We start from the raw sequence: 25,134 nt of genomic DNA, 5'->3' as shown, positions 1-25,134 counted from the left end.
TCAAGCATCCAGTAGCGCGCGGGCAATGGTTTGGAGTTTACGGGTGAGCGGCCCAACCGGCCAGCTCAGCGCAGCATAGGCGCGCACGGGCCAAACGCCATACACGCTGTTGCAGACAAAGACTTCATCGGCCCATTGCAGCTGTTCGAGCGTGATGTCGCCCACTTGCGTGGGGATCCCCGATGACTCGGCTTGAAACAATAATTCGTCACGCATCACACCGGCCACGCCGCAGCGTTTCAAATCGGCGGTGATTAGCACGCCATCGCGCACCAGGAACAGATTACTGAACACACCCTCGATCACGCGACCGGCCTGATCCAGCATCAAGCCTTCGGCATGTTCGCTGTCTTGCCATTCGGAGCGGGCAATCACTTGCTCAAGACGGTTCAAATGTTTGAGCCCGGCAAGCAAGGGTTGTTTTGAAAGTCGTGTGGCACAGGGAAACAATCGAACGCCCTGCTCGGCATGCGCAGCGGGATATACCGCCGGAGGATTGCCTTGCAGAATGCGTCGGACTTGCGCCGAAGGATCAGGCGCATAACCGCGCAGACTGTCGCCGCGCGTGAGGATGAGCTTGAGCACGCCCTCACCGAGCGCTGCGGCATAGGCCAGCAATTCGTTGCGAACCAGGTCGTGATCCGCCGAAATCGCCAGGCGCGAACAGCCCTGCGCCAGACGCGACAGATGCCGCTCCAGCAACAGCGGCTGCCCGCCGCGCACGGCAATGGTCTCAAACAGACCATCACCGTAGGCCAGGCCGCGATCCTTCAGCGACAGAGTGTCAGCCGGCTGACCGTCGACCCAGCTGTCCATCAGTCAGCGAACCGGCGGAAAACCAGCGAGCCGTTGGTCCCGCCAAACCCGAAGGAGTTCGACAGCACCACATCGATGTCCATGTTGCGCGCCGTGTGCGGTACGAAGTCGAGGTCGCAGCCTTCGTCCGGCTCATCAAGGTTGATGGTCGGCGGCGCGACCTGGCTGTTGATCGCCAGTACGCTGAAGATGGCTTCAACGGCGCCCGCCGCCCCCAACAGGTGACCGGTCATGGACTTTGTCGAACTGACGGCCAGCTTGTAGGCATGATCGCCGAACACCGACTTGATCGCACAGGCTTCGGCAAGGTCACCGGCCGAGGTCGAGGTGCCGTGGGCGTTGATGTATTGAACCTGATCAACATTGACCTTGGCATCACGCAGGGCGTTGGTGATGCAACGTGCAGCACCCGCACCGTCTGCCGGTGGCGACGTCATGTGGTAAGCGTCGCCACTGGTGCCGAAACCGATCAGCTCGGCATAGATGGTCGCGCCGCGCGCCTTGGCGTGCTCCAGCTCTTCAAGCACCAGGGCACCGGCACCGTCGGACAGGACGAAGCCGTCACGGCCCTTGTCCCACGGACGGCTGGCACGGGTCGGTTCGTCGTTGCGGGTCGACAGCGCGCGGGAAGCACCGAAGCCGCCCATGCCCAGTCCGCACGCGGCCATTTCGGCGCCGCCGGCAATCATCACGTCGGCTTCGTCGTACATGATGTTGCGGGCAGCCATGCCGATGCAGTGCGTACCAGTGGTACATGCCGTGGCGATGGCGTAGTTAGGTCCCTGTGCACCCAGGTGGATGGACAGGAAACCGGAAATCATATTGATGATCGAGCCTGGCACGAAAAACGGAGAGATCCGCCGTGGGCCGGAATCATGCAGGGTGCGGCTGGTTTCTTCGATATTGGTCAGACCGCCAATACCCGAGCCCATGGCCACGCCGATACGCTCTCGGTTGGCATCAGTAACTTCCAGCCCCGAGTTACGCACCGCCTGAAAACCTGCGGCCAGACCGTATTGAATGAACAGGTCGAGCTTGCGCGCTTCCTTGACCGACAGGTATTCCTCGACATTGAAGCCCTTTACCGAGCCGCCAAAACGGGTGGAATAGGCAGAAAGGTCGGTGTGTTCGATCAGACCAATGCCACTGCGGCCAGCCAGAATGCCCTGCCAACTGCTCGGCACATCCGTGCCCAGTGGCGACAACATACCCATACCGGTGACTACGACGCGTCTACGCGACACAGCACTCTCCTTTTTTCAAATGACGACTTTGCATCAGGCCTAAAGAAAAAACCGCACGCCGTGATGGCAGTGCGGTTTTTCCATGACAGCAAGCAACGATTACAAGCTATTAAGCCTGGTGGTTAGTAACGTAATCGATTGCGGCTTGTACAGTAGTGATCTTCTCAGCTTCTTCGTCAGGGATTTCGGTCTCGAATTCCTCTTCCAGAGCCATCACCAGCTCAACGGTGTCAAGGGAGTCGGCACCCAGGTCTTCAACGAAGGAAGCAGTGTTGACCACTTCTTCTTCTTTAACGCCCAGTTGCTCAGCAACGATTTTCTTGACGCGCTCTTCGATGGTGCTCATACCTTGTTTTCACTCCTAATGGACAAATTCAGGCAGCTGGCCAGTGGGTAAGTGTATAGAAAGACTTTTCAGCTTTTCAACTGAAAGCTTCACTCCTCAAACCCGACAGCCCTCTGCCTATAAATAGATTGCAGCTTTATAACGGATTTTAGACAGCTCGTATGACATTTTTTTGAAGCGATCCGTCACATTTAACTCATGTACATCCCGCCGTTCACCGGGATTGTAGCCCCAGTAACGTAAGCCGCACCGTCCGACGCAAGAAAAGCGACCACAGACGCGATCTCTTGTGCTTGTCCCAGACGGCCCAGCGGAATCTGCGTCTGCAAGGCTTCACGCTGTGCCTCGGGCAGTTCGCGAGTCATATCGGTATCGATGAACCCAGGGGCCACCGAGTTTACCGTAATCGAACGCGAACCGACTTCACGCGCCAGTGCACGGCTGAAACCTTCCAGACCGGCCTTGGCGGCTGCGTAGTTTACTTGGCCTGCGTTGCCCATGGCACCCACAACAGAGCCAATACTGATAATTCGTCCCCAACGGGCTTTGGTCATGCCACGCAAAACGCCCTTGGAGAGGCGGAACAGACTGTTCAGGTTGGTATCGACAACGTCATGCCACTCGTCGTCTTTCATGCGCATCATCAGGTTATCGCGGGTGATGCCGGCATTGTTGACCAGGATCGCCGGCGCACCGAACTGTGCAGTGATGCTCGCCAGTACCGCAGCAACGGATTCATCGCTGGTGACGTTCAGCTCAAGACCCGTGCCTTGAATACCATTTTCTTTCAGGGTCGCGGCAATTCGCTCGGCACCGGAAGCGGAGGTCGCGGTGCCAATCACGATGGCGCCCTGACGACCCAGTTCCAGGGCGATGGCCTGGCCAATGCCACGGCTCGCGCCGGTGACCAGTGCAACTTTACCTTGCAGACTCATGCAAGCTTCTCCTGATTCAGGCCAGCGCTGCACGAGCGGCAGCGAAAGCGTCTGGGGTATTGAGGTTGGATGTCGACACGCCTTCGGCGCAACGCTTGTTCAGACCGGCCAGCACTTTGCCAGGACCGCATTCGACCAATTGGGTCGCGCCCTTGGCAGCCAGTGCCTGGACCGATTCCACCCAGCGCACGGGCTTGTAGAGCTGCTCAAGCAGATCACGCTTGAGGGTTTCCAGATCGGCCGGCACATTGGCACTGACGTTCTGTACCACTGGGATCTGCGGCGCCTGCCAGTCGATAGCAGCGATGGACGCGGCAAAACGCTCGGCTGCCGGGCGCATCAGCTCACAGTGCGACGGCACGCTGACCGGCAATGGCATGGCGCGCTTGGCACCACGAGCCTTGCAGCCTTCGATGGCACGCTCGACCGCCGCCTTGGCGCCGGCGATGACCACTTGGCCCGGGGAGTTGAAGTTCACCGCGCTGACCACTTCGCCTTGCGCCGCTTCGGCACAGGCAGCCAGTACATCAGCGTCATCCAGACCGAGGATCGCGGCCATGCCGCCCTGCCCGGCCGGTACGGCTTCCTGCATCAACTGACCGCGACGCTCAACCAGCTTCACGGCGTCACCCAGACTCAGGCTGCCCGCAGCAACCAGGGCGCTGTATTCGCCCAGGCTGTGACCGGCAACATAAGCCGGGCGCGCGCCACCTTCGGCCAGCCACAGACGCCACAAGGCGATCGAGGCGGTCAGAATGGCCGGCTGGGTTTTATCGGTTTGATTGAGCTGCTCTTCCGGCCCTTGCTGGGTCAGTACCCACAGGTCGTAACCCAGAGCATCGGAAGCTTCTTTGAATGTTTCGAGGACAACCGGATGTTGCGCGCCCAACTCGGCCAGCATGCCGAGGGACTGCGAACCCTGTCCTGGAAAGACGAATGCGAGGGAAGCAGACATGTAACGAGCCCCTAATGATCTTGTCGTCGGAGAAATGACGTCCCGCTTGGGGACGCAAGAAACTGACAGTTGGATGGCCAATTAAACTGAGCGGTCACATTTAAGCATTGTCCGACGAAAACGCCTAAAGCAACAAATCCTCCAGACGACCGTGTATCCGTTCCGGCAGGTTTTCCTGAATCTCGATCAGCGCACGGGAAATGGCGCTCTGAAAGCCCTGCACACCCGCCGAACCATGGCTCTTCACCACAATCCCCTGCAAACCGAGGAAGCTGGCACCGTTGTGCCGCGCAGGCGCGAGATCGGCTTGCAGCCGTTTCATCAACGGCAGCGCCAGGGCACCGACCATTTTCGAGGCGAGGTTTTTCCTGAACAAGGCTTCGATGCGCCCGGCAATCATGGTCGCCAGGCCTTCGCTGGATTTGAGCAGGATATTGCCGACAAAACCGTCACACACCACCACATCCGCCTCGCCACGGTACAAACCGTCACCTTCGACAAAACCGATGTAATTGATGCCCCGGGCTGCCTGCAATAACGTGGCAGCCAGCTTGACCTGCTGATTGCCCTTGATGTCTTCGGTGCCAATGTTCAGCAGCGCGACACGCGGGCGGACAATACCGAGCGTCTCCGCCGCCACCGAGCCCATAACGGCGAACTGCAACAAGTGCTCGGCACTGCAATCGACGTTGGCGCCCAGGTCGAGTAACTGGCAATAGCCCTTTTGTGTCGGAATCGCCGCCACCATCGCCGGACGATCAATGCCCGGCAAGGTCTTGAGCACAAACCGCGACAACGCCATCAGCGCACCGGTATTACCGGCACTGACACAAGCCTGGACCTTGCCATCACGTAGCAACTCCAGCGCCACGCGCATCGACGAATCGGGCTTGCCACGCAGGGCCTGCGCAGGCTTTTCGTCCATGGTAATGACTTCGGACGCCGGCACGATCGACAGGCGCGAGCGATCCACAGCCGATTGGCCAGAGAGCAATTCTTCAAGTAGGGAAGGTTGACCGACGAGGGTCAGGTGCAGCGAGGGTGTAGCAGACAGGCAAGCAAGGCTGGCCTGAACAATGCTGCGGGGACCGAAGTCCCCGCCCATTGCGTCAATCGCGATGACTTGAGCGGACAAGTGATTACTCGTCAGCGCCCTTGTCGATCACTTTACGGCCACGGTATACGCCTTCTGGCGATACGTGGTGACGCAGGTGAACTTCACCGGTGGTTTTTTCTACAGACAGGGTGCTCGCCTCGAGAGCGTCGTGCGAACGGCGCATGTCACGGGCGGAGCGGGATTTTTTGTTCTGCTGAACAGCCATAATTGATTAACTCCTAAACGTTTGGGTCACGCTTTAACTGCGCCAATACACTGAACGGGTTGGACCGCGTTACCTCGTCCTCGCTCGGTTCGGGCTCATCGAGACCCGCCGGCTGCTGGCATTCTTCCGGATGATGAGCAGGCACAATGGGCAAGGCGAGCAGAAGCTCCTCCTCGATCAGTGACTGCAGATCCAATGGATCTTCGCCCAGTTCCAGCACGTCATAACCTTTCGGCAACGACTGGGTATTCGCACCCTCCTTCACCACAGCATAACTGCATTCGCTATGGATCGGCAGGGTGACCAGCTCAAGACAACGCTGGCAAACCATTTTGACCTCGGTGTCGATAAAGCTGTGGATGACCACAGATTTACGTTCATCTCGTTCAAAAACGAATTTAGCCTGCACCGTACCGACAGTGTCGGAAAGCGGGTCGCAGAGTCTCTCCAAATCGGCCAGCAGCAGTTCACCTTGAAGGGTGGTGCCACGGTCAGCCAATTTGCGCGGGTCAACGTGAGGTGGAATCGGGTCATTCAACATAGGCGCAGCATTATAGGGATGCACCCAGCCATGTCAAAGGAAATTCAGCCCTGTCCGTCACTTGCAAGCCTCCGCTAGAATTCGCGCCTGACTTTTGGAGTTGCGCATGCTGCCTTTATTACTCGCTTCAAGCTCGATGTATCGCCGGGAATTGCTGGCTCGCTTGCAGCTGCCATTCACCTGCAGCTCGCCGGATATCGACGAAAGCCACCGACCGGGCGAGCCGGCCATCGAGTTGGTCAAACGCCTGGCCAAAGAAAAAGCCCAGGCGCTTTCGGGCAGCCATACCGCTCATCTGATCATCGGCTCCGATCAGGTCGCGGTACTCGGCGACCGCATTATCGGCAAACCTCACACTTTCGAAAACGCCCGCGAACAACTGCTGGCCGCGAGCGGCGCCAGCGTGACCTTCCTCACCGGCCTGGCGCTGCTCAACAGCCAGACCGGTGAATGCCAGGTCGATTGCGTGCCGTTCACCGTCCACATGCGCACACTGGATCAGGCACGCATCGAACGCTACCTGCGCGCCGAGCAGCCCTACGACTGCGCTGGCAGCTTCAAGGCCGAAGGTTTGGGGGTGAGCCTGTTTCAAAGCACCGAAGGCCCTGATGCCACCAGCCTGATCGGCCTGCCGCTGATTCGCCTGATCGACATGCTGCTGGCCGAAGGCGTGCAAATCCCCTAACTGCTACAAGGACCGCGCAGGCATAAAAAACCGGCCACACAGGCCGGTTTATTATGCAGCCTCAGAATCAGCGCATCGATGGACCGTGAAAGCCCATCCACATCGCCAATTGCTCGGCAACGCTGGCACCAAGCTTTTTCGAGAAACGATCGAACGGCGATTCCTGAACGGTGAAGTCCACCAGCTCCTTCTCGCCAATCACGTCACGGGCCACCGAACTGGCATTGCCCAGGCCATCGATCAGACCGAGCGGCAGCGCCTGTTCACCGTTCCAGATCAACCCGGAGAACAGCTCCGGATGCTCTTTGTCCTTGAGGCGATCGCCACGCCCCTTCTTCACGCTGTTGATGAACTGCTGGTGCGTGGTGTCCAGCACGCCCTGCCAGAACTGGGTTTCCTCGGGCTTCTGCGGCTGGAACGGATCAAGGAACGACTTGTGCTCGCCTGACGTATACGTCCGGCGCTCCACACCCAGCTTCTCCATGGTGCCAACAAAGCCATAGCCGGCCGCCGTTACACCAATGGACCCCACCAGGCTCGCCTTGTCGGCGTAGATCTGATCCGCCGCACTGGCGATGTAGTAGGCACCGGAAGCGCCCAGATCCGAGATCACCGCGTACACCTTGATCTGCGGATGCAGGGCACGCAGACGAACGATTTCGTCATACACATAACCCGACTGCACCGGACTGCCGCCCGGGCTGTTGATGCGCAGAATGATGCCCTTGACCTTATCGTCCTCGAAGGCCGCACGCAGGCTGCCGACGATGTTGTCAGCACTGGCCGACTCTTTGTCGGCAATCATGCCAACCACGTCGATCAATGCGGTGTAGTTGGAGCTGCGGGTCGCACTCTTTTCCATGTCCATCAGCGGCGTGAACAGGATCAGCGCCACAAACAGGTACACGAACGTCAGCAACTTGAAGAAAATCCCCCAGCGACGGGAGCGGCGCTGTTCCTGCACGCCGGCCAGCAAGGTCTTTTCCAGCAGCTTCCAGCTTTTTTCGTCACCGCTCTCTACGCTCGCCTTGGCGGGCGCTTTCCATTCGTCGGTCATGACATCTACCCCAGCAAAAACCGGTTAAGCCCGCTGATTCAGCCAGGCATGCAATTCTGAAAAACGATCAATAGCCAGCGCCGGCTCGAACAACTTCAACGCCTCGATCGATTGCGCGCCGTAGCTGACCGCCACCGAGTCCATGCCGGCGTTGCGCGCCATCTGCAAGTCGAAGGACGAATCGCCGACCATCAACGCCTGCTCGGGGCGGACCTCGCAATGCGCGAGAATCTGCTCAAGCATCAGCGGATGCGGCTTGCTGGCGGTTTCGTCAGCGGCACGAGTGATATCGAAATAATCCTCCCAGCCGTGGGATTTCAGCACCCGATCCAGTCCGCGACGGGCCTTGCCGGTCGCCACAGCCAGATGATAACCCTCGGCACGAAACGCCTCCATCGACTCGACGACACCTTCGAACAACGGCGAAGGCACAGCCTCGGCGGCGATGTAGTGATCGGCATAGTGCTGACGGAACGCTACAAGCTCGGTATCGCCAATCTCCGGATACAAGGTGCGAATCGCCTCAGGCAAACCCAGGCCGATGATGCCCTTGACGGCAAAATCATCACGCAACTGAAATCCGGAGCGCTCGGAGGCGACATGCATCGCCTCCACAATCCGACCAATGGAGTCCGCCAACGTGCCATCCCAATCGAAAATCAGCAGCTTGTAATCAGAGTGGCGCACTCAGTCGCTCCACGGTCTTGGACCACATTTCATCCACAGGCGCCTGCAATTTCAGCTCGCTACCATCCGGCAGCGGCACGGTCAGCATGTAGGCGTGCAGGAACAGGCGCTTGCCGCCCAGATCGCGGATTTCCTTGCTGAAACCTTCGTCTCCATACTTGGTATCGCCGGCAATACTATGCCCGGCGTGCAGGGTATGGACGCGGATCTGGTGAGTCCGGCCGGTGATCGGCTTGGCTTCGATCAGGGTGGCAAAGTCGCCGAAGCGGCGCAGGACCTTGAACACGGTCACCGACTCCTTGCCCTCCTCCTCGTCGACTTCGACCATGCGCTCGCCGGAGCGCAGATTGCTCTTGCCCAGCGACGCACGAACCTGCTTGATCGAGGCCGCCCAGTTACCGCGGACCAGCGCCATGTAGCGCTTGTCGACGCCATCGCCGCGCAATGCCGTGTGCAAATGGCGCAACATGCTGCGCTTCTTGGCGATCATCAGCAGGCCGGAGGTATCACGGTCGAGACGGTGAACCAGTTCCAGCTCCTTGCAATCGGGACGCAACTGACGAAAGGCTTCGATCACCCCATACGTCAGGCCGCTGCCGCCATGAACCGCAATGCCGCAAGGCTTGTTGATCACGATCAGCGCTTTGTCTTCGAAGACAATCGAGGCTTCGAGGCGTTGCAGCAGGCCCTGGGCCAGCGGCACCGGCTCGTCGCGCTCAGGCACGCGAACCGGCGGCACGCGCACGATATCGCCCGCCTGCAGCTTGTATTCGGGCTTGATCCGACCTTTGTTCACACGCACTTCGCCTTTACGCAAAATGCGGTAAATCAAGGTCTTGGGCACGCCTTTGAGCCGAGCGAGAAGGAAGTTATCAATACGTTGACCGGCATATTCCGGCGAGACCTCCAGCAGTTGTACGGCTGGGGTCGAAGGGGTTGTAGTCGTCATGGCGCGGATGATAACAATTTTTTATGGAATTGAAGCACTTAATCATTGCTGCTATAGTCGCGAACGCCGCCAAAAGCGGCCTGGACAGCGGACCAACGGTCAAAAACCGGCCCTGACCAACGCAATTCACCAGGACGCGAGGCCGTCCTACGGGGCTTTCGCTACGTAACGGTGGAGTTTGCAGCTGTAACGAGCGCAGGTGACATGAGGCCTGAATCATGCCGCAAAGCAGAGTTTTAACTCGCCTTGCGAGCAAATATTCACGGCCAGTTCACAAAGTGCAGTCAGCCACGAACGACCCTGAGCGAACGCTTCGGAAACAACGCCTAAATTAGCCATGATGCGTGACCTCCCCCTTCGGAGCTCACGGTAAATGCCAACCCGCTGCGGATTCTGCGCGCGGCAGCACCCGAATTATCAGGGATACGTGTAGGGTGGAGATGCACAACCGCTGGACTGTGTAGCAATAGGCTTTATCAAGACGCTTCATCTCGTCCACAGCCGCTGGTTGATTCCTCCTCCTGACTGAGTGCTTAAGTAGCCACAGCAAGCAGGACGCGTACGTCGCGACACCGGCCCAATTGGTCGGGGTTCGCTAGACACTGGAGTGGCCAACCACTCCTGACGCACCTGACACCGACCGTGAGAAGTCGTGTGTGCCGAACGCCGTTTCCGGCAGCCCGGAAACCGACGGTACTACATGAAAAGAATGCTGATTAACGCAACTCAACCCGAAGAGTTGCGTGTTGCACTGGTAGATGGCCAACGCCTCTACGACCTGGACATCGAATCCGGTGCACGCGAGCAGAAGAAGGCCAACATCTATAAAGGCCGGATTACTCGCATCGAACCAAGCCTTGAGGCTGCCTTTGTCGATTTCGGCTCCGAGCGCCACGGCTTCCTGCCCCTCAAAGAAATCTCCCGCGAATACTTCAAGAAAGCCCCCGAAGGCCGCGTCAACATCAAGGACGTCCTGAGCGAAGGCCAGGAAGTCATCGTTCAGGTCGAAAAAGAAGAACGTGGCAACAAGGGCGCCGCCCTGACCACCTTCATCAGCCTGGCCGGTCGTTACCTCGTTCTGATGCCTAACAACCCGCGTGCCGGCGGTATCTCCCGTCGCATCGAAGGTGAAGAGCGCAACGAACTGCGTGAAGCCCTGAACGGTCTGGTTGCCCCGGCCGACATGGGTCTGATCGTGCGCACTGCCGGCCTTGGCCGCAGCAGCGAAGAAATGCAGTGGGACCTCGATTACCTGCTGCAACTCTGGACCGCCATCAAAGAAGCTTCGCTGGATCGTTCCGCGCCATTCCTGATCTACCAGGAAAGCAACGTGATCATCCGCGCCATCCGCGATTACCTGCGCCAGGACATCGGCGAAGTGCTGATCGACAGCGTTGAAGCCCAGGACGAAGCCCTGACCTTCATCCGCCAGGTAATGCCGCAGTACGCCAGCAAGATCAAGCTGTACGAAGACAGCGTTCCGCTGTTCAACCGCTTCCAGATCGAAAGCCAGATCGAGACCGCTTTCCAGCGCGTCGTTGAACTGCCTTCCGGCGGCTCCATCGTTATCGATCCGACCGAAGCCCTGGTGTCCATCGACATCAACTCGGCGCGCGCCACAAAAGGCAGCGACATCGAAGAAACCGCCCTGCAGACCAACCTTGAAGCTGCCGAAGAAATCGCCCGTCAGTTGCGCTTGCGCGACATCGGCGGCCTGATCGTCATCGACTTCATCGACATGACCCCTGCCAAGAACCAGCGCGCCGTGGAAGAGAAAGTCCGCGAATGCCTGGAAGCCGACCGCGCTCGCGTGCAAGTCGGTCGCATTTCGCGCTTCGGTCTGCTGGAAATGTCCCGTCAGCGCCTGCGTCCATCCCTGGGCGAAAGCAGCGGCATCGTTTGCCCGCGTTGCAACGGCACCGGCATCATCCGTGATGTTGAATCGCTGTCGCTGGCGATCCTGCGCCTGATCGAAGAAGAAGCCCTGAAAGACCGCACCGCCGAAGTTCGCGCACAAGTGCCGATCCCGGTGGCTGCGTTCCTGCTCAACGAAAAACGCAACTCGATCACCAAGATCGAACTGCGCACCCGTGCCCGCATCGTCATTCTGCCGAACGATCACCTCGAAACGCCGCACTTCGAAGTTCAGCGTCTGCGCGATGACAGCCCGGAAGCCGCTGTCGGCCAGTCCAGCTACGAAATCGCTGCTGCCGCTGCCGAAGTCGAAGAAGTCCAGCCAGCCGCTGCGACCCGCACCCTGGTTCGCCAGGAAGCTGCGGTCAAGACGGCTCCGGCCCGCGCCAACGCTCCGGTTCCGACCGAAGTCGTCGCTGCCGCACCAGTGGCTGCACCGGCTGCCGCGCCAGAACCAAGCCTGTTCAAAGGCCTGGTGAAGTCGCTGGTCAGCCTGTTCGCGACCAAGGAAGAGCCTGCTGCTCCGGTTGTGGTTGAAAAACCAGTGACCACCGAGCGTCCGGCCCGTAACGAAGAGCGTCGCAACGGTCGTCAGCAGAGCCGCAACCGTAATGGTCGCCGCGATGAAGAACGCAAGCCTCGTGAGGAACGTGCACCGCGTGAAGAGCGCGCACCCCGCGAGCCACGCGAAGCCCGTGAAGAAACTCCGGCCGTAGCCCGCGAAGAACGTGCTCCACGTGAAGAGCGCGCACCTCGCGCCCCTCGTGAAGAACGTGCACCGCGTGCTCCGCGCGAAGACCGCAAGCCACGTGGCGATCGTGAAGAGCGTCCGGTTCGTGAACTGCGCGAGCCTCTGGATGCTGCTCCGGCCGCTGCTGCTGCAACGGCTACCGCTGAAGAGCGTCCGGCTCGCCAGCCACGTGAAGAACGTGCGCCACGCCCACCGCGTGAAGAACGTCAGCCACGTGCGGAACAAGCGGCTGCCGCCGTTGCTGAAGAAGAGTTGACCGGCAACGAAGAGCAACTGCAGGAAGACGGTCAGGAAGGCGCCGAAGGCGATCGTCCACGCCGCCGCTCCCGTGGCCAGCGTCGTCGCAGCAACCGTCGCGAGCGTCAACGCGACGCCAACGGCAACGTGATCGAAGGTTCGGAAGAATCCGAAGGTAACGAAGCTGGCGAAAGCAACGATGCGCCAAGCACTGCGGATCTGGCCGCTGGCCTGGCGGTTACCGCAGCCGTTGCCAGCACCGTGATCAGCGCACCGGCTGAAGCCCAGGCTCACGAGCAAGCTGAACGCGCAACGGCGTCTGTTCAGGAAACGGCTCCGGTTGAAGCGCCAGTGGTTGAAGCAACGACTCCGGTCGAAGCAACCGCCGCGCCGGAAATCGAAGTGGCTCCGGTTCGTGAAGCGTTTGTTCGTGAAGAAGCCCAACCGGTGGTTGAAGCGGCTGTTGTCGCCGAGCCAGTGGTGGCTGCCGAGCCTGCTGCCGAAACTGTCACTGAAACCGTGACCGAAGCTGTCCGCGAAGTTCGTGAAGAACAAACCGCGTTCAACTGGGTTGCCGAGACGGTTGCTGTTGAAGCGCCTGCACCGGTGGCTGAAGCTGTAGTGGCTGAAGCGAAGGTTTCCGAGCCAGTGGTTGTGGCTGCCGAACCTGCTCCAGTCGTTGAAGCACCGGCTCCGGTTGTTGCCGAAGTGGCTGAACCAGCCGTAGAAGCGGCCCCGGTCAGTGCCCTGACGCCAAGCGGCCGTGCGCCGAACGACCCGCGTGAAGTGCGTCGTCGCAAGCGTGAAGCCGAGCGTCTGCAGAAGGAAGCCGAACTGGCTGCCGCTGCGGCACCGGTTGAAGCGCCTGTCGCTGCCGAACCGGCTCCGGTTGTTGCTGAAGTGGTCGAAGCGGCACCTGTTGCCGAGTCGGTCATCGAAGAAGCACCGCGCTCCGTTCAGGAAGCCGTAAAGCAACACGAACAAGCCCAGGAAAAAGAGCACGAGCCTAAACCTCTCGTCTAACGCCTAGGCCATAAAAAGCCCCGTCTGGTCACCCAGGCGGGGCTTTTTTATGCCTCCGAACATCGCTCCCACAGGGATTTTATGCAGGTCTGAAGGTCAGTGATTCAGGCACATCGACATCCCACAGCACTCCGGGATCATCCACCACCAACTCAACCACCCTGCCCTGCGCAAACAGCGGCTTGGCCCCTCGATCCCCCGACAACCTCATCAACCCCGGTCCAAAACGGCGACCAAAGCCCACCGGATGCCCAAACTCTCCCTCCAGCACCGGCACGCTGATCGCATCATCAGCCACACCCGCCAGCACATTATCTACCGTCGAAGGCAGGATAAACGGCATATCCCCCAGCACAACCAACCAACCATCCAGCTGCTGACACGCCGCCACACCCGCCGCAATGCTGTCGCCCATGCCTGTCGAGTCGATCAACACAATCTCGCAGCCATACGCTTGAGCCATGCGAATCACCTGCGGACGATCCGCTGTCGTCACCAGCACGCGCCTTTCTATCGTCGCGGGCAGACTCGCCAACACCTGCTCGATCACCGAACGAACCGCCCCGTCGCGCCCCGTGCAGTCGGCCAACAACTTGTCTTTTTCAGCCCCGGCCACCTGACGAAAACGACTGCCCTGCCCCGCCGCCAGCACGATGACGCCGATGGATTCACTCATACAGCCTCCTGCAACGGCTTCTTTTGCTTCAGTTCGACGCCGTTCTTGATCGCCACAATTTCGGCCATCAGTGACAAGGCGATTTCCGCCGGACTGTGGCTGCCAATGTGCAACCCGACCGGGCCATGCAGACGCTCGATAGCGTCTGGCGACAAGCCCAGTTCGGCGAGGTTTTCCCGGCGCTTCACGCTGTTGACCCGCGAACCCAGCGCGCCGACATAAAAGGCCTTGGAATCCAGCGCCGTGAGCAGCGCCATGTCATCCAGGCGAGGATCGTGAGTCAGGGCAACGATGGCCGTGCGTTCGTCAGTCTGGATATTCAGCACTGCCTCATCCGGCATGCCCGAGACAAAACGACCGTGCTGCTCTTCCCACCCATAAACAAACTCGGTGCGCGGATCGCAGATCAACACTTCGAAATCCAGCAACCGCGCCATCTCGGCGACGTAACGGGACAATTGCCCCGCGCCGATCAGCAATAAACGCCAACGCGGACCATAAATCGCGCGCAACGTGGTGCCGTCAAAGCTCAAAACATCGGATTTACTCGCTGACTGCACAACCACTTCACCGGTCGCAATATCCAGCGAACGAGCGACGATTTCATGGGCCTCACAGCGCGCCAGCAATTCGGCTACCCACTGCGGATCGCCGACCCGCTCCTCAGTCAGACGCAACGTGCCGCCGCACGGCAAACCAAACCGTGCGGCTTCCTCGCGAGTAACGCCGTAGGTGATCAACTGCACCGGCGGCCCATCCACCGGGATACGCCCGTCGTGCAGCCGGGCAATCAGGTCATCCTCGACACAACCGCCCGACACCGAACCGATCACCACACCATCTTCACGCAAGGCCAGCATGGCGCCAGGTGCCCGGGGCGCGGTGCCCCAGGTCTGGACCACGCTGTACAGCACCACCCGCTGACCCGCTAGGCGCCATTCGAGCACGCTGCGCAGGACATTCAGATCGACGCTGTCCATCAGGCTTGCGCCTTCTGCCAACCTTGCAGCTGAAAGCGAACCGGCAGGTTACGGATGCGCTTGCCGGTGGCGGCGAAGATCGCGTTGCACAACGCCGGCGCAATCGGCGGCACGCCCGGCTCACCGACGCCGCCCAAGGGCACAACGCCTGGCGGGGTGACCAGATGCACGGCGACTTCCTTGGGCGCCAGGGACATGCGCGCCACTTCGTACATGTGGAAGTTGTCCTGCTGGACCTTGCCGTCCTTGAAGCTGATTTCCCCCAGCACCGCATTGCCCAGGCCCATGACGCAGGCGCCCTCGAACTGCGAGCGGATGCGCTCGGGGTTGATCTGCGGCCCGCAATCCACAGCGATGTCAGCCTTGTGCACGATCAACGTGCCGTCATCTTTGACTTCGACCTCGATCACCGCCGCCACATAGGTGACGAAGCTGTAATGCACCGCCAGCCCCAAGCCTCGGCCCTTGGGCAATTCACGCCCCCAACCCGCGGCTTTCGCGGCGGTTTCCAGCACCGTGCGCAGGCGGCCGGTATCGATCGGATAGCGCTCGGGGGATTCGCCGTAGTTCCACTCTTCACTCAACGTGCGCGGGTCGATCTGACGATCAGGGCCAAGCAGCTTGATCTGGTATTTGAGCGGATCCTGACCGGCCTTGTGCGCCAGCTCATCGACGAAGCTCTGAATCGCAAAGCCATGGGGGATGTTCGACACCGAGCGATACCAGCCGACGCGGGTATGCACCGTCGCTTCCGGGTTTTCCAGGCGCACGTTGGGAATCGCGTAGGCCATGTTGGTGAACCCCATGCCCAGTTCAAACGCTGCCTCGTGGTTCATCCCCGGTGCAAACAGCGCGGTGATACTCGGGGCCACGGTACGGTGCAGCCAGCCGGAGGGCAGGCCGTCCTTGTTCAGGCTGGCTTTGAGGTACTCGGCCGACACGGTGTGGAAATAGGAACAGTGGATGTCGTCTTCACGGGTCCATTGCACCCGCACGGCCTTGCCGGGGAACTCTTTGGCGAGTATCGCCGCTTCAATGATGAAGTCAGGTTTGGACTTTCGACCAAAACCGCCGCCGAGCAAGGTGACGTTAAACGTAACGTTATCGAACGGAACGCCAAGGCGTTCGCCAATCCGTGTACGGGTGACCTGCGGCGCCTGACTCGGCCCCCAGGCTTCGCAGACGCCATCCTTGAAGCGGGCAATGGCAACCATCGGCTCCATCGGTGCCTGCGCCAGGTGCGGCAGGTAATAAGACGCTTCGAGGGTGCTGTCGGCGCTCTTCATTGCTTCGTCGATGCTGCCGGTATTGCGCACCACTTTCCCGGGCTTGAGGGACGCCGCTTCGAGTTCCTTGCGATAGGCAATCGAGTCATAACTGGCGTTCGGGCCGTCATCCCACTCGATCTTCAGCGCCTCGCGGCCCTTGATCGCCGCCCAGGTGTTGCTGGCCACCACGGCCACGCCGCCCAACGGTTGAAATTCAGACGGCAGTGGGCTGCCTTCGATCTGCAGGACCTTGATCACGCCAGGGACTTTCAGCGCGGCGCTGGAGTCGAGGGATTTGACCTTGCCGCCGTACACCGCCGGACGCGCAATGGTGGCGTAGAGCATGCCGTCGAAATGCACGTCGGCCCCGTAAATGGCACGGCCGTTGACGATGTCGGCACCGTCGATGGCCTTGGTGCCCTCTTTGCCAATGTAGCGAAACTCCGACGGATCCTTGAGCCGTACGCTGTCACGCGCGGGCACCGCCAGCGCTCCGGCCGCCACAGCCAACGCGCCATAGCCCAATTCACGACCGGACGGTTTATGGATGACTTTGTGCAGTTGCGCATGGCACTCGGCGACCGGCACCTTCCACTGCTCGGCAGCGGCCTGTTCGAGCATGGTGCGCGCGGCGGCACCGCAGCGGCGCATTGGCTCGTACCAGTGACGCATGCTGCGTGAACCGTCGGTGTCCTGGTTGCCGAAACGCACTTCATCGCCTGGCGCCTGTTGCACCTTCACCATCGCCCAGTCAGCGTCCAGTTCATCGGCCACCACCATCGTCAGGCTGGTGCGTACGCCCTGGCCCATTTCCGAACGGTTGCAGATCACGGTCACCGTGCCATCGGCGGCGATGCTGACGTAAACCTTGGGATCATCAATCGCGCCGTGGGGCATGCCGTCGGCGCCGAACTTCTTCGAGGCCTCTTCAGCGAAAACGTCCTGCCAGCCCCAGCTGGCCGCGAGCACCAAGGCACTGGTGGCACCGACCCCTTTGAGGAAACCGCGGCGGCTGAAGTTACTCAGGGCAAAATCATTCGGTAACGGGCTCATGCCTTGGCCTCCTTCAAGTGAGTGGAAGCCTGGCGGATAGCCGTCTTGATGCGGTTATAGGTCCCGCAGCGGCAAATGTTGCCGACCATCGCCTCTTCGATCTGCGCATCCGTAGGATTGGGGTTGGTCTTGAGCAGCGCCGTCGCCGACATGATCTGCCCGCCCTGGCAAAAACCGCACTGGGCCACGGCGGTGTCGAGCCAGGCTTGCTGGACCACTTGCCCGACCGGATCGGCGTGCAGGTTGTCGATGGTGGTGACGTTCTGCCCGACCACCGAACCAATCGGCGTAATGCAACTGCGCGCCGGTGATCCGTCGATGTGAATCGTGCAGGCACCGCACAGGCCCATGCCGCAGCCGAATTTGGTGCCGTTGTAACCGGCCACGTCGCGGATCGCCCAAAGCAGCGGCATGTCCTCAGTGACGTCGAGTGGATGGTCTTGACCGTTGAGTTTCAGGGTAATCATGGGCACGCCCGCATAGATCTAGGGTTATGGGGTCGAGCAATCTGCCGTGGGATCTTGATTCGTGATACGCAGATCGACTCAGGCTAAAGAGGCTCTCTTATGCGACGGGAACGTCTGCACCGGGCCTTTGATGGAGCAAATGCTTGCATCGTTAGGTGGCTAAGTTAACCCAGCATTAACAAAAAAGCCCTGCACAGTGGAAGTGTGCAGGGCTTTGAGATCAGTCCTGAAAGCTTAGCTTCAATACTGGTTGGGCTCCATTTCCAGATCGACATGGAAACGGTCCGAAATGTCTTTCCGGATTCGCTGCGCCAGGTTGAGCAATTGCAGGCCCGTGGCACCGCCGTAATTGACCAGCACCAGCGCCTGTAACTTATGCACGCCGGCATCCTCGTCGCGGAAACCTTTCCACCCCGCCCGCTCGATCAACCAGCCTGCGGCCAGTTTCATTTGCCCGTCGGGCTGCGCATACGCCACCAGATCCGGGTATTCGCCCCTGAGTTGGGCGACCAGCGCCGCTGGCACCAACGGGTTTTTGAAGAAGCTGCCGGCATTGCCCAGCACCGCCGGGTCCGGCAGCTTTTCATTGCGGATGCTGCAAATCGCCTGGCTGACATCCGTGGCCGTCGGGTGCTCGATGCCTTGCTCGGTCAGGCGCTGGCGCACCGGGCCGTATTCCAGATGCAAGTGCGCCGCACGGTCGAGGGTGAAACGAACGCGCAGGATCAGCCAGCGTCCCGGCTCCTGCTTGAACAGGCTGTCGCGGTAAGCAAAGTTGCACTCGGCCAAGGTGAAGTCCCGCAGCTCGCCAGTCTGGCGATCCAGCGCGGTCAGGCCGGCAAACACGTCCTTGATCTCGACCCCGTACGCACCGATGTTCTGCATCGGCGCCGCACCGACGGTGCCGGGGATCAGGCTGAGGTTTTCCAGGCCCGACAAACCCTGCGCCAGGGTGTGTTGCACGAACGGATGCCACGGCTCGCCAGCCTCGGCTTCGATCACGACTTTGCTGCCATCATCACTGAGGATGCGAATTCCGCGCGTGGCCATGCGCAGCACCAGCGACTGGATATCGGCGGTCAGCAGCAGATTGCTGCCGCCGCCAATCACCAACAACGGAACGTCATGCTGTGCGGCGTAGGCCAGGGCCTCACGCACGTCAGAATCGCTATGGGCCTCGGCGAACAGGCGAGCCTGAACGTCGACACCAAAGCTGTTGAACGGCTTGAGCGAAACCTGTGATTGAACCTGCAAACTCATAACCGTCCCTTCAATTCGATCACCAGCAAGTCACTGGCGCGCTCGATCAGGTCCAGCACCTGCTCGAAGCCCTGGTCGCCGTCGTAATACGGATCCGGCACTTCATCGAGCTCCGACTGGTAGCGGCGCAGGAACAGGTCCAGCTCGGCCTTGCCCTTGGCCGGCTGCAAGGCCTTGAGGTGCCGCAGGTTGCTGTTGTCCATCGCCAGGATCAGGTCGTAAGTGGCGAAATCGGCGCGGGTGACTTGCTGGGCGCGCTGGGCGGACAGGTCGTAGCCACGCAGTTTGGCCGCAGCCTGGCTGCGTTTGTCCGGCGCCTTGCCGACGTGCCAGTCACCGGTGCCGGCGGAGGCGACCTCAATCTGATCGGCCAGCCCCGCTTCGCGCAGTTTGTGCCGCAGCACACCTTCGGCCGTTGGAGAACGGCAGATGTTACCCAGGCACACGAACAGAACGCGCATCAGGCCTCCAGCAGGCGACGAACGCGCTCAAGGTCTTCAACGGTGTCGACCCCGGTGGGTGGTGCGATCGACGCGTCGGCGACGTGAATCCGTACGCCGTGCCACAGGGCACGCAGCTGTTCCAGGGATTCGGTGTTTTCCAGCCAGCACGGGCCCCAGCTGACGAAGTCATGCAGGAAACCGGCGCGGTAGGCATAAATGCCAATGTGGCGACGATACGGCACGCCTTCCGGCAGTTGCTCGCGGCTTTTGGCAAACGCGTCCCGCGCCCACGGCAAGGTCGAGCGACTGAAGGTCAGCGCCAGACCATTTAGGTCACTGACGACCTTGACCACGTTGGGGTTGAACAGGGTGTCTACGTCTTCGATCGGCTCCGCGAGGGTGGCCATGCGCGCTTCGGTATGGGCCGCGAGGTTAGCCGCGACCTGATCGATCACGCTCGGCGGAATCAGCGGCTCGTCACCCTGGACGTTGACCACGATGGCGTCAGGCGCCAGGCCCAGCTTCGCGGCGACTTCGGCCAGACGGTCGGTGCCGGAATTGTGGTCTTCGCGGGTCAGCACCACTTCGGCGCCGAAGCCGTTGCACGCCTCGACGATGCGCGCATCGTCAGTGGCAACCACCACGCGCTGGGCGCTGCTTTTGCTCGCCTGTTCCCAGACATGCTGGATCATCGGCTTGCCGGCGATCAGCAGCAGCGGTTTGCCCGGCAAACGGGTCGAGGCATAACGCGATGGAATGACAACGGTAAAGGCTGTGGTCATTTATCCAGACGCTCGTCGGTGGTCAGGGTGCGGGCTTCGGTTTCGAGCATCACCGGGATGCCATCGCGAATCGGGTACGCGAGGCCGGCGCCCTTGCTGATCAGCTCGGTCTTGTCGGCGCTGAGCTTGAGTGGGCCTTTGCAGACCGGGCAAGCGAGGATGTCGAGCAATTTGGTGTCCATGAGCATTCCCTGGATAAAAACGGAGTTAAGGCAAAAGACGAGCCGGCAACAGGCGCATCAGCTGCGTATCGAACCAGGCCACGAAGGCCGGCGATGGCGCAGCATCGACCGCCAGGTACCACCAATCGGCGGCGGCGAAGGCACGGCACTTCACCGCGTCCTTTTCAGTCATCACCAACGGCAATGACGGTGTGAAATTCAAGGCCTGCACGCTGTATTCGGCGTGGTCGGCAAACGCATGCGGGACAGGTTTGCAGTGTAGCGTTTCGAGGGTGGTGAAGAAACGCTGCGGATTGCCGATCCCGGCTACGGCGTGCACCGCCTGACCTGCGGGGAAGTGATCGAGAGGACGTCGTTCACCGCTGCGCAAGTTGATCAGGGCGGTCGGTTGCAACTGGAAGGCAAACCCGCCGTCGCGATCCTCCGCGGCGCCGTTGTAGAGCACCGCGTCGACGCTTTGCAGGCGTTCGACTGGCTCACGCAACGGCCCGGCTGGCAGGCAACGCTGGTTGCCCAGGCCTCGGGCGGCGTCGATCAGCACCAGTTCAAGGTCGCGGGCCAGACGGTAATGCTGCATGCCGTCATCGGAGAGGATCAGGTCCAGCGGCTCGCTCGCCAGCAGTGCTTCTACCGCGCGGCTGCGGTCCGGGTCGATCATCAACGGCACGCCGGTACGCTGGACGATCAACAACGGTTCATCACCCGACACTTCGGCACGTTGGTCGGCTTTGACCCGCCAGGGTAGCTGCGGCGGCTTGGCGCCGTAACCACGACTGACCACGCCCACCCGCAAGCCACTGCGCTGGCAATGCTCGATCATCCACAGGATCAGCGGCGTCTTGCCGGTACCGCCCACGGTGATATTGCCGACCACGATCAGCGGCACGGGCGGTTGATAGATCTCGCCCTCACCCGCGAGGAAACGCTTGCGCTTGTTCATGACCACCCGCCGATACAGCCACTCCAGTGGCTGCAGCAGCTTCAGGGCCGGATGACCTTCGTACCACGCGGCGAGCAAGCGATCAGACATGGCCATCAATGCGCGGGCGGCGCCGCCTCGACAGTGGTCATGCGCAAGTGGCTGAAACCGAGCTTGCCGGCGGCGTCCATGGCGGTAATGACAGACTGATGCTGCGTCTTGCCGTCAGCGCTGATGGACAGCGGCAGATTAGTGTCGCCGTTGGACTCTTTTTGCAGCGCTTCCATCACCGTTGCCAGGTCGCTCTTGGGCAGGACTCGATTGTTCACCGAGAACACGCCTTCGGCGTTGATACCGATGTCCAGTTGCTTGACCTGCTGATCCTCAGCTGGCGAACCACTGACCGCTTCCGGCAAGTCGACGCGCAACTGGGTTTCACGGGTAAACGTGGTCGTGACAACGAAAAACAGCAGCAGGATGAACACCACGTCGATCAGCGACGCGAGGTTGATGTCTACCGTTTCCCGCGGCTTGCGGCGGAATTTCACGCTCGGCCCTCGGTCAGGTCCACATCACGGTCACCCTGCACCACCTCGACCAGTTTGATCGCTTCCTGCTCCATGCCCACCACCAGTTCATCGATCCGGCGTTGCAGGAAACGATGGAAGAACACCGACGGGATACCAACCATCAGGCCCGCAGCCGTGGTGATCAAGGCTTTGGAAATGCCGCCGGCGAGCACCGCGGCGTTGGTGCCCATGCCTGTGCCCATGAACGCGCTGAAGATATCGATCATACCCAGCACCGTCCCCAACAATCCCAGCAACGGGGCCATGGCGGCGATGGTGCCCAAGGCGTTGATGTAACGCTCCAGTTCATGGATGACCCGGGCGGCGGCCTCTTCGATGCACTCTTTCATGATCTCGCGACCATGCTTGGAGTTGGCCAGGCCCGCCGCCAGGATTTCGCCCAACGGCGAGTTGGCGCGCAGTTCCTTGAGTTTTTCTTTATTGAGCTGTTTGTCTTTGATCCAGACCCAGACCTGGCCGAGCAAGTGCTCGGGGGTCACACGGCTGGCGCGCAGGGTCCACAGGCGCTCGGCGACGATGGCCATGGCCGCGATGGAACTCAGAATGATCGGCAGCATCATCCAGCCGCCGGATTTGACCAATTCCCACACAGTGACAGTCCCCTCGAAAAAGTGCGCCACTCTAACATAGGGGGTCGGCGCACCGAAGACCGTGATGTCGCATCCGGTCGGGCTTTAATAACTCTCGGCTATTTATTGACCGGCGGTGGATCGCGCCAGAAACGCCGGTCCAGACGCATCGTCCACGGTGGCTGGAAACACCCCAGTTGCAGTTGAATGGCACCGTGCTCGGCACTGTCGTAAATCGCCATGCCGCGTTTTTGATAACGCGCCACGACCGTGGGGTGCGGATGGCCAAAGGAATTGCCCTGGCCACGAGAGATCAATACGGCCTTGGGTTGCAACACGTTCAAAAGAACCATTGACGAGGAACTGCGGCTGCCGTGATGCGGTGACTGCAACCAATCGGTGGCCACCGCCAGCGAACTCTCCAACAAGACCCGTTCGGCAGCGGTGTCGATATCACCGGTCAGCAACAGTCGTTCGCCGCTGGCTTCTATTTGCAAGACGCAGGATTTCTGATTGCGGTCCTGGGCTGACGTCCATTGCCACAATTGGAAATTCACACCGTCCCAAGTCCATTGCCGGCCACTTTCACAGCCTTGGGCTTGCAGTGCGTCAGGTAAACCCTCGGGATCGCCACTGAGTATCTGCTTGACCGGCAGGCCATTGCTCACGGCTCGCGCTCCGCCTGCGTGATCGGCATCGGCGTGACTGATCAGCATCAGGTCGAGGCCCCTTACCCCGAGTTTGCGTAACGACGGCAGCACCACCCGCTCCCCCATGTCCAGATCGCCGAAACGCGGCCCTGCGTCATACAGCAGCGTGTGATGTCGGGTCCGCACCAGAATGGCCAAGCCTTGACCGACGTCCAGTTGCCAGACATCGGCCCTGCCTTCCGGCAACAACGGCCGAAGCGGGAACACCAGCAACAACAGCAGCGGCCATCCTAATGGGCGTAGAGGCACGCCTCGCGGCAACAACAGCAGGACGGCGCCCAATGTACCCAGTGCCCAACACCACCACGGGATCGCCACCGGCACCCACGCCGGCAAATGCCCGGCCATCATTGTCAGCGCCCAGAACATCCCGTCGATCAAACCGCCCGCCAGCCATAGCAAGCCTTCGCCCACATAAGGGACGAGCAACAACAATGTCCCGAGCAAGGCGGGCGGTAAGACCACCAGGCTGATCCAGGGCACTGCCAGCAGATTGACCACCGGCCCGCTGAGGCTGATCGGCAAGCCGAGCACCAGCAGCAACGGGCACAGGCCGATCGCGATCAGCCATTGAGCCCGCGTCCAGGTTTGCCACCATCGCCAGGGGCCCAGCCGCCCGCCAAAGGTGAAGATCAACACCCCCACGGCGGCGAAGGACAACCAGAAACCCGGCTGCAGGCTGGCCAACGGATCCAGCAGCAAAACACCATTGAGCGCCAGCAACAGCGGCCACCAGGCGCCGAGGTGACGAAAGCGCAGCCGCCATAGCAGCACCAGACCGATCATCACGCAGGCGCGTTGCACCGGAACGTCGAAGCCGGCCAGCAGCCCGTAAGCCAGCGCCGCCGAGAACGCCAGCCCGCAGGCCCATGGCAGCCACGGTAAACGGCCTGGCCAGAGGCCAAACCGCGCCAACCCGGCGATCAGCAGGTAGACCAGCCCCGCCAACATTCCGATGTGCTGCCCGGAAATCACCAGCAGATGCACCGTGCCGGTGTCTTGCAGCACCTGCCACTCCTCACGGCTCAGCCCGGCGCCATCGCCCAGTACCAGCGCGGTCAACGCGGCGGTTCGGCCTTGGGCATCGACCGCGAGTAAACGCTGGCGGATACCGTCACGCCAGGCCCATCGGGCTTCGGCGAGTCGCTCACCGTCCTTGACCGTGCCGATCGCACCGATGCGTTGAGCCAGCAGCCAGGCGTCGTAATCGAAGGCATGCGGATTGAGCAGCCCGGCAGGACGCTTCAATTTGACCGCCAGTCGCCAGCGTTCGCCGCTGCTGACCGGCGGCCCGCCATACCAGGCCAGGCGCAAACGCCTGGGCAGCTTCGTTCGCCTGGATTGACTGTCCGTCAGTTCGAATCGCACCACGCCGTCGGCATTTTGCGCCAGCCCCGTCACCCGCCCTTCAACCCAACGGGTTTCGCCGTCGAGTTTTTGTAGCAGCCGATCATCCAGCGCCCACTGCGCATTCGCGCACGCCCAACTGAAGCCGAACAGGAAAAACGCCAACGGATACGTCCGAAACGGCAGCAGCATCAAACCCGACAGTGGCAGCCACATCCAAAACCAGACCGGCGGTAAAACCGGCAAAAAACGCAGGGCCAACAAACCCAGCGCGAGCGCCAACATCCCTGTGCGCATACACTCATCCTTGAGAGTCCCCACCTAGGCATAGCCGGCCAACCGCACCGGCGCCGTTATCAATTGTCACAAAGTCTGAATGGGCGGTTCGTAGAATCCAGACATACTTGCCGCCTTAACCGACCGAGA

At 60.8% G+C, this 25,134-nt stretch carries 25 protein-coding genes; 2 read left to right on the top strand and 23 right to left on the bottom strand.

What is annotated here, in order from left to right:
• The 8 genes from pabC to H8F22_RS22045 form a co-directional block, all read right to left on the bottom strand.
• Entirely contained in the window at positions 1 to 816 is an 816-nt protein-coding gene (gene pabC / locus H8F22_RS22080; protein WP_027924043.1) for an aminodeoxychorismate lyase, read from the bottom strand.
• The gene (fabF, locus tag H8F22_RS22075) at positions 816 to 2,060 is read right to left on the bottom strand and encodes a beta-ketoacyl-ACP synthase II (protein ID WP_027924042.1); all 1,245 of its coding nucleotides are present in this window, start codon (positions 2,058 to 2,060) and stop codon (positions 816 to 818) included. Before fabF ends, pabC begins: the two co-directional genes overlap by 1 nt.
• A gap of 109 nt (positions 2,061 to 2,169) precedes the next feature.
• Complete coding sequence (acpP, locus tag H8F22_RS22070) at positions 2,170 to 2,406, bottom strand: acyl carrier protein (protein ID WP_003442511.1); 237 nt, start codon at positions 2,404 to 2,406, stop codon at positions 2,170 to 2,172.
• A 191-nt stretch (positions 2,407 to 2,597) separates the two neighbouring features.
• Positions 2,598 to 3,341 carry a 3-oxoacyl-ACP reductase FabG gene (gene fabG, locus H8F22_RS22065; protein ID WP_027924041.1) on the bottom strand — a complete coding sequence of 248 codons (744 nt, stop codon included), beginning with the start codon at positions 3,339 to 3,341 and terminating at the stop codon, positions 2,598 to 2,600.
• 16 nt (positions 3,342 to 3,357) lie between these two features.
• A complete protein-coding gene (fabD, locus tag H8F22_RS22060) occupies positions 3,358 to 4,296 on the bottom strand; it encodes an ACP S-malonyltransferase (RefSeq protein ID WP_194940681.1) in 939 nt (312 codons plus the stop codon).
• A 124-nt stretch (positions 4,297 to 4,420) separates the two neighbouring features.
• Positions 4,421 to 5,431, bottom strand: a complete 1,011-nt coding sequence (gene plsX / locus H8F22_RS22055; protein WP_027924039.1) for a phosphate acyltransferase PlsX — start codon at positions 5,429 to 5,431, stop codon at positions 4,421 to 4,423.
• Between the two features lie 4 nt (positions 5,432 to 5,435).
• Positions 5,436 to 5,618, bottom strand: a complete 183-nt coding sequence (gene rpmF, locus H8F22_RS22050) for a 50S ribosomal protein L32 (RefSeq protein WP_003179396.1) — start codon at positions 5,616 to 5,618, stop codon at positions 5,436 to 5,438.
• Between the two features lie 13 nt (positions 5,619 to 5,631).
• Positions 5,632 to 6,159, bottom strand: a complete 528-nt coding sequence (locus H8F22_RS22045) for a YceD family protein (protein WP_004371317.1) — start codon at positions 6,157 to 6,159, stop codon at positions 5,632 to 5,634.
• Positions 6,160 to 6,265: 106 nt separating this feature from the next.
• Between H8F22_RS22045 and H8F22_RS22040 the strand changes: the two genes are divergently transcribed.
• On the top strand, positions 6,266 to 6,844 hold the full coding sequence (locus H8F22_RS22040; RefSeq protein WP_194940680.1) for a Maf family protein: 579 nt from the start codon (positions 6,266 to 6,268) through the stop codon (positions 6,842 to 6,844).
• 67 nt (positions 6,845 to 6,911) lie between these two features.
• Here the strand turns inward: H8F22_RS22040 and H8F22_RS22035 are convergent, their stop codons facing one another.
• From H8F22_RS22035 to rluC, 3 genes are read right to left on the bottom strand one after another with little or no spacing between them, the layout of a single operon-like run.
• Positions 6,912 to 7,901, bottom strand: coding sequence for a S49 family peptidase (locus tag H8F22_RS22035; RefSeq protein ID WP_027924037.1), 990 nt, complete (start codon positions 7,899 to 7,901; stop codon positions 6,912 to 6,914).
• A gap of 24 nt (positions 7,902 to 7,925) precedes the next feature.
• Positions 7,926 to 8,588, bottom strand: a complete 663-nt coding sequence (locus tag H8F22_RS22030) for an HAD-IA family hydrolase (RefSeq protein ID WP_194940679.1) — start codon at positions 8,586 to 8,588, stop codon at positions 7,926 to 7,928.
• Positions 8,575 to 9,537, bottom strand: a complete 963-nt coding sequence (rluC, locus tag H8F22_RS22025; protein ID WP_027924035.1) for a 23S rRNA pseudouridine(955/2504/2580) synthase RluC — start codon at positions 9,535 to 9,537, stop codon at positions 8,575 to 8,577. The genes H8F22_RS22030 and rluC overlap by 14 nt, the downstream gene beginning before the upstream one ends.
• Positions 9,538 to 10,237: 700 nt before the next feature.
• Between rluC and rne the strand changes: the two genes are divergently transcribed.
• Positions 10,238 to 13,462 carry a ribonuclease E gene (gene rne / locus H8F22_RS22020; RefSeq protein WP_027924034.1) on the top strand — a complete coding sequence of 1,075 codons (3,225 nt, stop codon included), beginning with the start codon at positions 10,238 to 10,240 and terminating at the stop codon, positions 13,460 to 13,462.
• Positions 13,463 to 13,541: 79 nt separating this feature from the next.
• Here rne and H8F22_RS22015 read toward each other — a convergent pair whose 3' ends face one another.
• The 12 genes from H8F22_RS22015 to H8F22_RS21960 all read right to left on the bottom strand — a co-directional run bounded on the left by H8F22_RS22015 (position 13,542) and on the right by H8F22_RS21960 (position 25,005).
• Entirely contained in the window at positions 13,542 to 14,138 is a 597-nt protein-coding gene (locus H8F22_RS22015; protein ID WP_027924033.1) for a nucleotidyltransferase family protein, read from the bottom strand.
• A complete protein-coding gene (locus H8F22_RS22010; protein WP_027924032.1) occupies positions 14,135 to 15,118 on the bottom strand; it encodes an XdhC family protein in 984 nt (327 codons plus the stop codon). Before H8F22_RS22010 ends, H8F22_RS22015 begins: the two co-directional genes overlap by 4 nt.
• Positions 15,118 to 17,439, bottom strand: a complete 2,322-nt coding sequence (locus tag H8F22_RS22005; protein ID WP_027924031.1) for a xanthine dehydrogenase family protein molybdopterin-binding subunit — start codon at positions 17,437 to 17,439, stop codon at positions 15,118 to 15,120. Before H8F22_RS22005 ends, H8F22_RS22010 begins: the two co-directional genes overlap by 1 nt.
• Entirely contained in the window at positions 17,436 to 17,906 is a 471-nt protein-coding gene (locus H8F22_RS22000) for a (2Fe-2S)-binding protein (protein ID WP_027924030.1), read from the bottom strand. The genes H8F22_RS22005 and H8F22_RS22000 overlap by 4 nt, the downstream gene beginning before the upstream one ends.
• Positions 17,907 to 18,146: 240 nt before the next feature.
• Positions 18,147 to 19,166 carry a UDP-N-acetylmuramate dehydrogenase gene (murB, locus tag H8F22_RS21995; protein ID WP_059182337.1) on the bottom strand — a complete coding sequence of 340 codons (1,020 nt, stop codon included), beginning with the start codon at positions 19,164 to 19,166 and terminating at the stop codon, positions 18,147 to 18,149.
• Positions 19,163 to 19,627, bottom strand: coding sequence for a low molecular weight protein-tyrosine-phosphatase (locus tag H8F22_RS21990; protein WP_027924028.1), 465 nt, complete (start codon positions 19,625 to 19,627; stop codon positions 19,163 to 19,165). The genes murB and H8F22_RS21990 overlap by 4 nt, the downstream gene beginning before the upstream one ends.
• Positions 19,627 to 20,391, bottom strand: a complete 765-nt coding sequence (gene kdsB, locus H8F22_RS21985) for a 3-deoxy-manno-octulosonate cytidylyltransferase (RefSeq protein WP_027924027.1) — start codon at positions 20,389 to 20,391, stop codon at positions 19,627 to 19,629. Before kdsB ends, H8F22_RS21990 begins: the two co-directional genes overlap by 1 nt.
• Positions 20,388 to 20,573, bottom strand: a complete 186-nt coding sequence (locus H8F22_RS21980; RefSeq protein ID WP_007945752.1) for a Trm112 family protein — start codon at positions 20,571 to 20,573, stop codon at positions 20,388 to 20,390. Before H8F22_RS21980 ends, kdsB begins: the two co-directional genes overlap by 4 nt.
• Before the next feature lie 25 nt (positions 20,574 to 20,598).
• A complete protein-coding gene (lpxK, locus tag H8F22_RS21975; RefSeq protein ID WP_194940678.1) occupies positions 20,599 to 21,609 on the bottom strand; it encodes a tetraacyldisaccharide 4'-kinase in 1,011 nt (336 codons plus the stop codon).
• The gene (locus tag H8F22_RS21970) at positions 21,609 to 22,040 is read right to left on the bottom strand and encodes an ExbD/TolR family protein (RefSeq protein WP_027924025.1); all 432 of its coding nucleotides are present in this window, start codon (positions 22,038 to 22,040) and stop codon (positions 21,609 to 21,611) included. The genes lpxK and H8F22_RS21970 overlap by 1 nt, the downstream gene beginning before the upstream one ends.
• A complete protein-coding gene (locus H8F22_RS21965; RefSeq protein ID WP_027924024.1) occupies positions 22,037 to 22,672 on the bottom strand; it encodes a MotA/TolQ/ExbB proton channel family protein in 636 nt (211 codons plus the stop codon). Before H8F22_RS21965 ends, H8F22_RS21970 begins: the two co-directional genes overlap by 4 nt.
• A gap of 98 nt (positions 22,673 to 22,770) precedes the next feature.
• Positions 22,771 to 25,005: a DNA internalization-related competence protein ComEC/Rec2 gene (locus H8F22_RS21960; protein WP_194940677.1), complete on the bottom strand. Its 2,235-nt coding sequence runs from the start codon at positions 25,003 to 25,005 to the stop codon at positions 22,771 to 22,773.
• Between the last annotated feature and the right edge of the window lie 129 nt (positions 25,006 to 25,134).

The sequence above is a fragment of the Pseudomonas mucoides genome, assembly GCF_015461845.1.
In the GTDB taxonomy this organism is placed as follows: Bacteria; Pseudomonadota; Gammaproteobacteria; order Pseudomonadales; family Pseudomonadaceae; genus Aquipseudomonas; species Aquipseudomonas mucoides.
The sequence above is the reverse complement of the archived record's forward strand: the minus strand, read 5'-3'. Positions and strand labels throughout refer to the sequence as shown.